The organism is Actinoallomurus acaciae (assembly GCF_042429965.1).
In the GTDB taxonomy this organism is placed as follows: Bacteria; Actinomycetota; Actinomycetes; order Streptosporangiales; family Streptosporangiaceae; genus Actinoallomurus; species Actinoallomurus acaciae.
This window is the reverse complement of record NZ_JBHLZP010000268.1, coordinates 1-11,241: the sequence shown is the minus strand read 5'-3', so window position 1 is coordinate 11,241 and position 11,241 is coordinate 1. Positions and strand designations below refer to the sequence as shown.

The window sequence follows — 11,241 nt, the reverse complement described above, 5'->3', positions numbered from 1 at the left end:
TCACCGGCGAGGGCCGCGCGCACGTGGCCGCGCACGAGCAGGCGCTCGCCGAGCCCTGGGCGGCGGTGGCCGAGTCGGTCAGCGAGGAGATGGCCGACCTGCGGACGCTGTTCCTGCGGCTGGGCATGGCCCTGCGGCAGGTCGCGCAGGCCGGCACGCCCGAGCAGCACCAGCGGGCCGGGCGGGTCCTGGCCGACGCGCGCCGGTCGCTGTACCGGCTGCTCGCCGAGGACCCCGAGGAGGAGAGAGAGTGAACGCGACCGGCGAGAGCCCGGCCATCGCGGTCGAAGGCCTCGCGAAGCGGTACGGCGACCTGATGGCGGTCAAGGGCATCGGGTTCGAGGTGCGGCGGGGCGAGGTGTTCGGGTTCCTGGGACCCAACGGCGCGGGCAAGACCACCACGATCGGGATGCTGTGCACGCTGGTCCGCCCCAGCGGCGGCGCCGCGTACGTGGCCGGCCACGACATCGTCGGCGAACGCGACGAGGTGCGCCGCAACATCGGGCTGGTCTTCCAGGACCCCACCCTGGACGCGTACCTGACCGCCGAGCAGAACCTGCGCTTCCACGGCGAGCTGTACGGGCTGCCGCGCGAGGCGATGAACGAGCGGATCGCGCAGGTGCTGCGGATGGTCGACCTGGCCGACCGCAAGGACGACAAGGTCGAGACGTTCTCCGGCGGCATGAAACGGCGCCTGGAGATCGCCCGCGGCCTGCTGCACTCGCCGCGGGTGCTGTTCCTGGACGAACCGACCGTCGGCCTGGACCCCCAGACCCGCGCCGCCATCTGGAGCTACCTCAGCCGGCTCCGGGACACCGAGGACATCACGATCTTCCTCACCACGCACTACATGGAGGAGGCCGAGTACTGCGACCGCATCGCGATCATCGATCACGGTGAGATCGTCGTGCTCGACACCCCCGGCGCGCTCAAGGCCAGCGTCGGCAAGGACCGCGTGCAGATCGCGACCGGCGACGACGAGGCGGCGATCACGGCGCTGCGTGACCGGTTCGGCGTCGAGGCCGGCGTGCACGAGGGCGCGGTCACCTTCGCCGTGCCCTCCGGCGAGGAGTTCGTGCCGCGGCTGTTCGCCGAACTGGGCGTGCCGATCCGGTCGGTGCACGTCGCCCGGCCCTCCCTCGACGACGTGTTCATGAACTACACCGGCACCACGATCCGCGACGCCGAGGCCGGCTCGGCGGACATGGCCCGCCGGATGATGAGGAGGTGAGCCGATGACCACCCAGGTACGGACCCCCGCGGACGTCGCAAGGGTGAGTGTGGCCCGCCGCGGCCTGGCGCACGACCTGCGCGCCGTGAAGATCGTCCTGCATCGTGAGCTGCTGCGTTTCCTCTACGACCGCAGCCGCATGATCTCCCAGCTCATCCAGCCGGTGCTGTACCTGCTCGTGCTGGGCACGGGTCTTGGGTCCCTGGTCTCCGGCGGCGGCTCGGTGGACCTGAAGACCTTCATCTTCCCCGGCGTGATCGCGATGTCGGTGATGTTCACCGGGATGTTCTCGGCCGCCTCGATCGTGTGGGACCGGGAGTTCGGGTTCTTGCGCGAGATGCTCGTCGCGCCGGTCAGCCGGACCGCGATCGTGGTCGGCAAGGTCCTGGGCGGCGCGGTCGTCGCCACGTTCCAGGGCGTGGTGATCCTCGCGCTGGCCGGCCTGGCCGGAGTCCCGTACGACCCGGTCATGATCCTGACGCTGATCGTTTTGATGTTCGCCGGGGCGTTCACCATCACCGCGTTCGGCGTGGTGCTGGCCGCGCGAATCCGGAAGATGCAGTCCTTCTTCGGCATCATGCAGATGGCGATGATGTTCCTGTCCGGGGCGCTGTTCCCGCTGTCGGGCCTGCCGGCCTGGCTGAGCTTCCTCACCCGGATCAACCCGTTGACCTACGCGGTCGACCCGCTGCGGCACGCGGTGTTCGCCCACATCACCGCGAGCCCCGCGTTAAAGGCCCGGTTCAACCCCGGCGTCACCTGGTTCGGCTGGCACGTGCCTCCGCTGCTGGAGGTCGGCCTGGTCATCGTGCTGGGCGTCGGCCTGCTCGCCGGCGCGATCGCCCAGTTCCGCCGGACCGACTAGAGGCGTCCGGATGGTCAGGCGTCCAGGAACTGCTGGAACAACTGCTGGAGATGGCCGTCGAACTCCCGCCGGTCCTTGCTCAGCCACGCCTTCACCATTTCGGTGTACTCATCGACGATGACCTCGAACGCATCGGCCTCGACACCGTCAAGGGTGATACGGGCGACGTCGGCCGGGTCCATCTTGGGCACGTCGTAGCCGGCCATCATGGCGGTGTCGGCCGCCCCGAGGTGCACCGAGGTGACGAGCGTGCCCTGACCGGCCAGTTCCTGGCGCAGCGCGTTGGTCATGTTCCAGACCGCTGCCTTGGAGACCGCGTAGGCGCCGTGGCCGGGGAAGACGAGCCAGGACGCCGAAGAGGCGATGTTCACGATCGCGCCCCCGCCATTCGCGGCGAGGACCGGCGCGAAGGCGCGGGCCATGGACAGCGTGCCCCAGAAGTTCACGTCCAGTGCGGCGCGGACGGCCTCCAGGTCACCGAGCAGGGCGCCACCTCCGATTCCGGCGTTGTTGACGAGCAGGTTCACATCACCCGCCTGGCGGACCGCCGCCGCGACGACGTCCGGGTCGGAGATGTCGAGAGCGAGGACCTCGACACCGTCGAGATCGATGGATCCGGGTCGGCGGGCGGTCGCGTAGACCTTCGCGCCCCGCTCGACGAGCTGGGCGGCGAGATGGCGGCCGATGCCACGGCCGGCTCCGGTGACGAGCGCAGTGGCTCCGTGGATGTTCATAAGGCGTACGGTAAAACCTCACGTCGGCGTGAGGATCAAGTCCGAACCTCCCGGGAGGTGCCATGCGTATCGGAACAGTGGCCGAACGCGCCGGGGTCAGCGTCCGTGCGCTGCGGTACTACGAAGAACAGGGGCTCGTCATCGCCGGCCGCAGTCCCAGCGGCCATCGGCAGTACCCCGAGTCCGCCGTTGAGCGGGTGCGGTTCATCCAGCTCCTCTACTCGGCCGGGTTGTCCAGCAAGACGATCCTGCAGCTCCTGCCCTTCCTGGACACCCTCGTCGCGACCCCGCAGATGACCCGGCGACTCAAGGACGAGCGGGACCTCATCCGATCCAAGATCGACGACCTGACCAGAGCGCACGACCGGCTCGATGAGCTGATCCGCATCGCCGCCGAGTCCGCGATCTCTCCGGCCACATGCCCGGCGAGCGTGGACGCCGCCACCTGACCGACCGGACGCGTCGTCCAGGTCGAGGAAGTTGGACAGCGGCCCGGACAGGAGCGGAGCCCCGTTCCATTTCACCACCCCCAGCGCCGCAGTTGGGCGTCGTCCAGAATTTCGCGCAGCTTGTTCTGGTCTGCGCGCCAGCCGACCAGGTCGTAGTAGCTGTCGGCGGTGAACTCGATGATCGGGACACCGGCGGCATGGGCCTGCATCGCCTCTATCAGGCGGGACCTGTGGAGTCTCCAGCCTCGCGCCTCGGTGTGGAAGCTGACGGCCGTCTCCAGCTGCGATTCCGATGGCCCGCTGTCGAGCTTGCGGAGTTGTTCCCACACGTGCAGTTCCAGGTCGACCTGGGCCAGCGCTTGTCCGAGAAGTGCGAGATGGCGTTCGGGAGAGTCGGCGGCGGTGGGATGCAAGCGCACTCCGATGCACTTCACCATGCCATGGAGGAATTCCGTGCGCCGGGAGAACAGGACAAGCGTCCCGACCTCATCCCATGCGAATCGTCGTGGCTCACCGTCCGGCACGGTGGAAGCGAAGTGGATACCGGAGGAGCCGACGACCAGAGCGGTCCACCCCTTGCGGCGTGCTCGGACCAGCCGCACGGCGCCGACAACGGCCACCAAGACGGACACGACGAACAGGACCGCAGGCGAGGGTGATGGCGCGAGATGCCGGCCCTGAGCGGCACGGGCAACGGCGATGGCCGACAGTGCGGCGATGGCCGTCCCTCCCAGAACCATCGAGACAGGCCAGACACGTGAAAACCGCACGGCATACGGCCGCAGCGGCGTCGGCCGGTCCCCCTCCGCAGTTTCACCGATTCCCATCTGTGAACCCTTCTGATCCCCCACGCTCCCACCTCTGTCGGCGTATTCAGTGGTGCTGCAGTCGACCTGCTTGAGAATGGGGGCGAACGGTCGAACCGGCAACCCGCCGCGGCCCTGACGGCACGGTGTCGGGTTCCTACGCGCCCGGCCATGGGCTCCGGGCGCGGGGCCCGCCGGGGTCAGGGGGTCAGGACGGTCTTGCCGTCGAGTCGCCCGGCGGCGGACTCGTCGTGGACGGCGGGCAGGTCGGTCAGTGGCCGGCGCCGGGCGACCCAGATGTCCAGGTCGCCGCCGTCGACGCGGGTGGCGAGGTCGGCGAGCCGGGCGGCGTCGCTGCGTGCGTACACCCGTACGGTCCGGACTCCGCGTCCGGGGTCCTCGGGGCCGGGGGTGGTGGTGCTGACGAAGGCTCCGCCGTCGGCGACCAGGTCCACCAGGGCGGCGGTCTCTCGCGGGTCGGTGGTCACGAGGTTGAGCACCGCGTCGAAGTGCCGTCCGGCGACCGCCTGCGGGAGCGGTGTGGCGGTGTGGTCGATGATCCGGTCCGCGCCGTAGGAGCGCAGCCGGTCGATGCTGCGCGGGCCGGCGGTCGCGGTGACGGTGGCGCCGGCCCGCCTGGCCAGCTGGACGGCGTATCCGCCGACGGCGCCGCCCGCGCCGTTGATCAGGATGCCGTGGCCCGCCTGGACACCGGCGTGCTCGAACAGTGACTGCCAGGCCGTCAGGCCCGATGAGGGCAGGGCCGCGGCGTCGGCCAGATCGATGGTGCGGGGCGCGGCGGCCAGTGTCTCGGCGGGCGCGGCGACGTACTCGGCGGCCGCGCCGGGCGCGGTCATCGGCAGGAACGCCACCACCGCGTCCCCGGTGTTCCAGCCGCTCACGCCCTCGCCGACCTCGCTGATGACGCCGGCCACGTCGAAGTTCGGAACGTGCGGGAAGGACAGCGGGAACACCTGCCGCAGGAGGCCCGCGCGGATCGCGACGTCGACCGGGTTGAACGAGGCGCCGGCCACCTTCACGACCACCTGCCCCGGACCGGCCACCGGGCGGTCGGTGTCCTCGTAGGTCAGGACGTCGCTGTCGCCGTAGGAGTGGTAACGCACTGCCTTCATGATCTCTCCTCGATCCATTGCTTCGAAGTTGAAGCATTCGGGAGACTGTAACCCGCTTCGACTTCGAAGCAATCCACCAGACCGAGTGACGGTCGTCACAGTGCTTTGAATTTGAAGCATGTACGGTGGGGGCGTGGCCACCCGAACACCGGCTCCGGCACGCCCCGACACCGCCACCCCGGCGACGCGAACTCGCTCAGGAGGCGACATCTCCCCCGGATAAGGTCGTCAGCATGACTCGATGGATCGAACTCGACGGCGCGGTCAACGTCCGTGACATGGGCGGACTCATCACCGCCGACGGCGGCACCCTGCGCACCGGCCGGCTGCTCCGTTCGGACAACCTCCAGGGCCTCACCTTCGCCGACGTCGACCGCCTCGTCACCCACATCGGCATCCGTCACGTCATCGACCTGCGCAGCGAAACCGAAGTCACGATCGAAGGCCCCGGCCCGCTCACCCGTGAACCCCGCGTGACGATCCACCACCTGTCCCTGTTCGCCGAAGGCGGCGGCCTCACCGACGTCGAAGCCGACATCCCTCCCGCCACCGGCCGCGGGATCGACACCGACAAGATCCTCCCCTGGCAGAACCGCGCCGAAGAGGGCGGCCAGGAGAGCGAACGCAGCGTCAACCACTACCTCGGCTACCTCGCCGACCGCCCCGACTCCGTCGTGGACGCGCTCCGGGTCATGGCGCAGGGACCCGCGATCGTCCACTGCGCCGCCGGCAAGGACCGCACCGGCGTCGTCATCGCCTTCGCCCTGAACGTCCTCGGCGTCCCCCGCGACCGCATCGTCGCCGACTACGCCGCGACCGGCGACCGCCTCGACGCCATCCTCGCCCGCCTGCGCAGCAGCCCCACCTACGCCCAGGACCTCGACTCCCGGCCCGCCGACACCCACATGCCGTACGCGGCCACGATGGAGAAGTTCCTCACCACCCTCGACGAACGCCACGGCGGCCCGCCCGGGTGGCTTCGGCACCACGGCTGGACCGACGACGACACCACCGCCCTCCGCGCCGCCCTCCGGATCTGACCTACGCAGACGCCCTCACGGATGGGCTGACACGAACCGCACGGTGATGGACAGGCCGCCCTCGGGGCGTGCGTCGGCGGTGAGGGTGGCGTGGTGAGCCCGGGTGACGGCGTCGACGATGGCGAGACCGAGGCCGTGACCGTCACGGCGGCCGTGACGATCGGGCGCCAGTCTCTGGAAGGGCTGAAAGAGACGCTGGACCTGGTCGCCGGGGATGACCGGCCCGGTGTTGGCCACCGTGAGGGCCACCTGCGCGCCGCAGGTCCCGGTGGTGACCTCCACCCGCCCGCCCGGACGGTTGTGGCGGACGGCGTTGTCGACGAGGTTGGCGACGAGGCTGTCGATCAGCCCTGGATCCCCGGCCGTCACCGCGGGCGTCAGGTGCTCGACGAGGTCGACGCCTCTCTCCGCGACCCGGTCGCGGCGGGAGGCGAGCACTCCCCCGGCGACGTCGGCGAGGTCGAGAGCGTCCCGGCGAGAGATCCCGCGCTCGCTGGTGGCGAGGACGAGCAGTGCCGTGACGAGCCGTTCCTGATGTCCGCCGAGCGCGAGAGCCTCCTGGCAGGCCGACCGCAGAGCGTCCGCGTCCGCGTCGGGATCGGCGAGGGCGACCTCGAGGAGGGTACGCAGCCCGGCGAGAGGAGTGCGCAGCTCGTGGGAGGCGTTCGCGACGAAGTGGCGCTGGGCGTCGAAGGCGGCCTGAAGGCGGGCGAACAGGTCATCGAGGGTGCTGCCGAGCTCGGTCAGCTCATCCGTGGGCCCGCCGAGGTCGAGACGCCGGTGGAGGTCACCGGCGGAGATGACTCTGGCGGTGGCGGTGATGGCACGCAGCGGGCGCAGGAACCGGCCGGCGACGAACCAGCCGAGAGCCAGGGCGACCGGAACCAGCACGACCAGCGCGACGGCGGACCCCATGAGGAGCCGGGGCAGGCCGATCCCGTGCCCGGTCCCGGTGATCGCGCTCGGCGAGGGGTCCTCCTTGGGCCTGGCCGACTGGACGCCGGCGAGCGGGACGTCGACGAGTACGAGCACGAAGACCCCGGCGGCGTAGATGCCCGCCGCGTACGCGAGCGCGAGCCGCGTCTGCAAGGACCGTCCGGCGAGCCGCCGGTGAGTCATGACGCTCCAATGCGGTAGCCGCCCTCGCGGATGGTCTCGATCACGGGCGGGTCGCCGAGCTTGGCCCGCAACCGGTGCATGGTGTGCTTGACGGCGCTGCTGAAGGGGTCGGCGGCCTCGTCCCACACACGTTCGAGCAGCTCCTCAGCGGAGATGACCAGGCCGGGCGCGGCGAGCAGGCATTCGAGCAGGGCGAACTCCTTGGGGCTCAGCGGAAGCCGCCGGCCGGCCCGGAACGCGACGCGGCGGGCCGGATCGAGCGTGATGTCCCCGCAGGCCAGGGTGGGCGGTAGCGGCGGCGTGGCACGGCGGGCCAGAGCACGGACGCGGGCGACCAACTCGGCGAACGCGAACGGCTTGGGCAGATAGTCGTCGGCGCCGAGGCTGAGCCCGTCGACACGGTCCTCGATCGTGCCCGAGGCGGTGAGCATCAGGACGCGGGTCTCACAACGGCCGTGGGCGAGCCGCCGGCAGATCTCATCCCCGTGGACGCCCGGCAGGTCACGGTCGAGGATCACCACCTCATAGCGGGTGACCGCCAGGCGGTCGAGGGCGGCGGTCCCGTCCAGGACGACGTCGACGGCCATGCCCTCACGGCGCAGCCCCGTACCGATGGAGCGGGCCAGGACCTCGAAGTCCTCCACGACGAGGACCCTCACCGCCACTCACCCCCGCCGGTCATCGGACGGGCGGGGCGACCGAATCGGCCATCGGGTCGAGATGCCATGCGCCGACGATGCCAGATCCCCGGTTCCAGCCGGGTCGCAGCCACCGCGACCGCGCTGAGACCGGGCACCGCGTACAACCGTCGGCATGAATCCATCCTCGACCGTGCGCTCGCCGCGATGAGCGCCACCGGGATCGTCGTCGCCGGACTGCGCAAACGATACGGGGCGACCCTGGCCCTCGACGGCATGTCCTTCACCGTCCGCCCGGGGCTGGTGACCGGCTTCCTGGGGCCGAACGGGGCCGGAAAGTCCACCACGATGCGGGTGATCCTCGGACTCGACGCCGTCGAGGAGGGCACCGCGCTGGTCGACGGCCGGCCCTACCACCGTCTCCGGCACCCGCTGAACCACATCGGTTCCCTGCTGGATGCGGCGGCACTGCACCCCGGCCGGACCGCACGTCACCACCTGCTGTGGCTGGCGCACTCCCAGGGCCTGACCGCGCGACGCGTGGACCAGGTGATCGAACAGGTCGGCCTGACCCCGGCGGCCCGGCGCAAGGCCGGCGGCTACTCACTCGGCATGCGCCAGCGGCTCGGGATCGCCGCGGCGCTGCTGGGCGACCCGCCGACCATCATGCTCGATGAGCCGTTCAACGGCATGGACCCCGACGGCATCATCTGGATGCGCGGCTTCCTGCGCTCACTCGCCGCCCAGGGCCGCGCCGTGCTGGTCTCCAGCCACCTGATGAGCGAGATGCAGGACACGGCCGACCATCTCGTCGTGGCCGGGCGCGGCAAGGCCATCGCCGACGCCGCCGTGGCCGACCTGATCACGGCCGCCTCCCGGAACCGGGTGACCCTGCGGACCACGGCCGGAACGCACGCGATGAGGGTGCTCGCACACGCCGGCGCGACCGTGACGGCCACCGGCCGCGACACCATCACCGTCTCCGGTCTGCCCGCGGAACGGATCGTGGCGCTGCTCGGCAAGAACGCGGTGCCGTTCTCCGAGGTGTCGGCACATCGCGCCACCCTTGAAGACGTCTACCTGGAACTCACCCGCGAGGCGGTCGAGTTCCGCGCCACGACACCCGCGGAGGCCTCACGGTGACCCTCGCTGTCACGCCGCACCGATCCGGCCGACGAGCCGCGCGCAACGGCTTCCCCCGGCTGCTGCACGCGGAATGGACCAAATTCCGAACCGTCCGCGGCTGGGTGACCGGCATCACGGCGGCGGCACTGATGATCGTGCTGGTCGCCCTGCTCACCGGGGCCGGCGGTAACCAGAAGGGCGCACCACCCGTGCCGATCGGCCCCGGCGGTGAGCCCGTCACCGACAGCTTCTACCTCGTGCACCGGCCGCTGACCGGAAACGGCGCCATCACCGTCTCGGTCTCCGCGCTCGACAGCAGCATCCCCGCGCGCCCCGGAGACCTGCGGCCCGGCACCGTGCCGTGGGCGAAGGCCGGGCTCATCATCAAGGCGAGCACCCGCCAGGGATCACCCTACGCGGCGATCATGGTCACCGGCAGCCACGGCGTACGCATGCAGGACGGCTACGTCAACGACACGGCCGGCCCCTCCGGCCCGGCCTCCGCCGCGTCCCCCCGTCGGCTGCGCCTGGACCGCTCGGGCGACACGATCACCGGCTATGCCTCCACCGACGGCACCCGATGGACCAAGGTGGGCACCACGCAGGTGAGCGGACTCGGCTCGACCGCGCAGGCCGGGCTGTTCGTCGCCTCACCGCAGGCCGTGAGCGGCGGAGGCACCCGCGGCAGTGTGTCCACGGCCACCTTCGAAGACCCGCACACCTTCGGAGGCTGGACCGGCGGCGACTGGACCGGCGATCAGGTGGGAGCCCGATCCCCCAGCTTCGCCGGCTACCCGGAGAACGGCTCGGGTTCGTTCGCGCGATCCGGCGCCCGGTTCACGGTGACCGGCGCCGGCGACATCGCGCCCGCCGTCCGCGACAGCCTGCCGACCGGCGGCCTCCTCCGGGACATCCTCACCGGCACGTTCGCCGCGCTGATCGCGGTGATCGTCGTGGGGGCGCTGTTCATCACCGCGGAGTACCGGAACAAGATGATCCACCTCACCCTGGCCGCGAGCCCGAGGCGGAGCCGGGTACTGGCGGCCAAGGCGATCGTGCTGTGGTCCGTCACCTTCGTCGCCGGGTTCGCCGGGACGATCCTCGCGACCCCGCTCGGTGAGCGGCTCGCCCGGGGCAACGGCGTCTACCTCTTCCCGGTGTCCTCCCCCACCGAACTGCGGGTGGCACTCGGGACCGCGGCGCTGCTCGCGACCGCCTCGGTCCTGGCCCTCGCCGCCGGCGCCGTCTTCCGGCACAGCGCGGGCGCGGTCACCACCGTCATCGCGGCCACCGTACTGCCCTACATCCTGATCGCCATCCCGTTTCTGCCCGCGAGCGTGTCGAAGGCAGTGGCCACGGTGACACCCGGCGCCGCCTTCGCCGTCCAGCAGACCCTTGTGCCCTATCACCAGGTCGTGAGCAACTACACGCCGTACTACGGCTACTACCCGCTGGCGCCCTGGGCCGGGCTCGCCGTCCTGGCCGGCTACACGGTGGCAGGCCTGGCCGTGGCCGCCGTCCTTCTCGACAGGAGAGACGCATGAGACCGGCCCTGCACGCGGAATGGACGAAGATACGGACCGTCGCCGGCCCCCGGTGGCTGTTGCTCGGCACCGTCGCGGCGACGGTGGCCCTGAGCACCGTCGCGACCTCGGTGGTGCACTGCACGGCCCGTGGCTGCGGCGGCGACACCACCAAGATCACCCTCATGGGCGTCCACCTCGGCCAGGCGCTGGTCGCCATCCTGGCAGTACTGATCATCAGCGGGGAATACGGCTCGGGCATGATCTGCACCACCCTGACGGCGACGCCACGGCGAACCACCGCCCTCGCGGCCAAGGCCGTCACTCTCACCGGCCTCGTGGCCGTCGCCGGAACCCTCGCCGTCGCCGGGTCACTGCTCGCCGGGTGGCTCACCCTGCCCGGCCCCGGCCGCCAGGCCCTGTCCCCGGCCGACGGGCCGACGCTGCGCGCGGCCGCCGGGTCGGTCCTGTACCTGATACTGATCGCCCTGCTCGGCCTCGGCGTCGCGACCGCCGTACGCGACTCCGCCACCGGCATCGGGCTCGTACTCGGCCTGCTCTACGTCGTCCCCATCATC

Annotated in this window: 12 protein-coding genes and 1 pseudogene; 8 read left to right on the top strand and 5 right to left on the bottom strand. The window is 70.9% G+C overall.

Going from position 1 to position 11,241, the window contains the following annotated elements:
* The 3 genes and pseudogenes from ACFFNX_RS29605 to ACFFNX_RS29595 all read left to right on the top strand — a co-directional run.
* A pseudogene (locus tag ACFFNX_RS29605) lies at positions 1-254 on the top strand (PadR family transcriptional regulator); the annotation flags it as partial.
* A complete protein-coding gene (locus ACFFNX_RS29600) occupies positions 251-1,231 on the top strand; it encodes an ATP-binding cassette domain-containing protein (RefSeq protein ID WP_378209091.1) in 981 nt (326 codons plus the stop codon). The pseudogene ACFFNX_RS29605 and the gene ACFFNX_RS29600, both read left to right, overlap by 4 nt.
* Before the next feature lie 4 nt (positions 1,232-1,235).
* Positions 1,236-2,096 (top strand): ABC transporter permease, encoded by an 861-nt coding sequence (locus tag ACFFNX_RS29595; protein WP_378209089.1) that lies wholly within the window; start codon positions 1,236-1,238, stop codon positions 2,094-2,096.
* Positions 2,097-2,110: 14 nt separating this feature from the next.
* Here the strand turns inward: ACFFNX_RS29595 and ACFFNX_RS29590 are convergent, their stop codons facing one another.
* Complete coding sequence (locus tag ACFFNX_RS29590) at positions 2,111-2,830, bottom strand: SDR family oxidoreductase (protein ID WP_378209087.1); 720 nt, start codon at positions 2,828-2,830, stop codon at positions 2,111-2,113.
* Positions 2,831-2,892: 62 nt separating this feature from the next.
* Between ACFFNX_RS29590 and ACFFNX_RS29585 the strand changes: the two genes are divergently transcribed.
* Positions 2,893-3,279 (top strand): MerR family transcriptional regulator, encoded by a 387-nt coding sequence (locus tag ACFFNX_RS29585; RefSeq protein ID WP_378209085.1) that lies wholly within the window; start codon positions 2,893-2,895, stop codon positions 3,277-3,279.
* Positions 3,280-3,350: 71 nt separating this feature from the next.
* Here ACFFNX_RS29585 and ACFFNX_RS29580 read toward each other — a convergent pair whose 3' ends face one another.
* Together ACFFNX_RS29580 and ACFFNX_RS29575 are read right to left on the bottom strand one after the other, a co-directional pair.
* Positions 3,351-4,130 carry a hypothetical protein gene (locus ACFFNX_RS29580; protein WP_378209083.1) on the bottom strand — a complete coding sequence of 260 codons (780 nt, stop codon included), beginning with the start codon at positions 4,128-4,130 and terminating at the stop codon, positions 3,351-3,353.
* Positions 4,131-4,285: 155 nt separating this feature from the next.
* Positions 4,286-5,218: an NADP-dependent oxidoreductase gene (locus ACFFNX_RS29575; RefSeq protein ID WP_378209081.1), complete on the bottom strand. Its 933-nt coding sequence runs from the start codon at positions 5,216-5,218 to the stop codon at positions 4,286-4,288.
* Positions 5,219-5,451: 233 nt separating this feature from the next.
* Between ACFFNX_RS29575 and ACFFNX_RS29570 the strand changes: the two genes are divergently transcribed.
* Positions 5,452-6,258 carry a tyrosine-protein phosphatase gene (locus ACFFNX_RS29570; RefSeq protein WP_378209079.1) on the top strand — a complete coding sequence of 269 codons (807 nt, stop codon included), beginning with the start codon at positions 5,452-5,454 and terminating at the stop codon, positions 6,256-6,258.
* Between the two features lie 15 nt (positions 6,259-6,273).
* On the opposite strand, the gene ACFFNX_RS29565 is transcribed toward ACFFNX_RS29570, so the two are convergent.
* Both ACFFNX_RS29565 and ACFFNX_RS29560 read right to left on the bottom strand, forming a co-directional pair.
* Entirely contained in the window at positions 6,274-7,377 is a 1,104-nt protein-coding gene (locus tag ACFFNX_RS29565; protein ID WP_378209077.1) for a sensor histidine kinase, read from the bottom strand.
* Positions 7,374-8,036: a response regulator transcription factor gene (locus ACFFNX_RS29560; RefSeq protein WP_378209075.1), complete on the bottom strand. Its 663-nt coding sequence runs from the start codon at positions 8,034-8,036 to the stop codon at positions 7,374-7,376. Before ACFFNX_RS29560 ends, ACFFNX_RS29565 begins: the two co-directional genes overlap by 4 nt.
* A gap of 186 nt (positions 8,037-8,222) precedes the next feature.
* Between ACFFNX_RS29560 and ACFFNX_RS29555 the strand changes: the two genes are divergently transcribed.
* The 3 genes from ACFFNX_RS29555 to ACFFNX_RS29545 all read left to right on the top strand — a co-directional run.
* Positions 8,223-9,158 (top strand): ATP-binding cassette domain-containing protein, encoded by a 936-nt coding sequence (locus ACFFNX_RS29555; RefSeq protein ID WP_378209107.1) that lies wholly within the window; start codon positions 8,223-8,225, stop codon positions 9,156-9,158.
* The gene (locus ACFFNX_RS29550) at positions 9,155-10,684 is read left to right on the top strand and encodes an ABC transporter permease subunit (RefSeq protein ID WP_378209073.1); all 1,530 of its coding nucleotides are present in this window, start codon (positions 9,155-9,157) and stop codon (positions 10,682-10,684) included. The genes ACFFNX_RS29555 and ACFFNX_RS29550 overlap by 4 nt, the downstream gene beginning before the upstream one ends.
* Positions 10,681-11,241, top strand: a 561-nt coding sequence (locus ACFFNX_RS29545) for an ABC transporter permease (RefSeq protein WP_378209071.1), incomplete at its 3' end; no start/stop codon positions are given. The genes ACFFNX_RS29550 and ACFFNX_RS29545, both read left to right, overlap by 4 nt.

Excerpts from the sequence above, each read along its gene's own strand:
- ACFFNX_RS29595 (WP_378209089.1), top strand. The coding sequence starts at position 1,236 with ATGACCACCCAGGTACGGACCCCCGCGGACGTCGCAAGGGTGAGTGTG.
- ACFFNX_RS29570 (WP_378209079.1), top strand. The coding sequence starts at position 5,452 with ATGACTCGATGGATCGAACTCGACGGCGCGGTCAACGTCCGTGACATG.
- ACFFNX_RS29565 (WP_378209077.1), bottom strand. The coding sequence starts at position 7,377 with ATGACTCACCGGCGGCTCGCCGGACGGTCCTTGCAGACGCGGCTCGCG.
- ACFFNX_RS29590 (WP_378209087.1), bottom strand. The coding sequence starts at position 2,830 with ATGAACATCCACGGAGCCACTGCGCTCGTCACCGGAGCCGGCCGTGGC.
- ACFFNX_RS29555 (WP_378209107.1), top strand. The coding sequence starts at position 8,223 with ATGAGCGCCACCGGGATCGTCGTCGCCGGACTGCGCAAACGATACGGG.
- ACFFNX_RS29585 (WP_378209085.1), top strand. The coding sequence starts at position 2,893 with ATGCGTATCGGAACAGTGGCCGAACGCGCCGGGGTCAGCGTCCGTGCG.
- ACFFNX_RS29575 (WP_378209081.1), bottom strand. The coding sequence starts at position 5,218 with ATGAAGGCAGTGCGTTACCACTCCTACGGCGACAGCGACGTCCTGACC.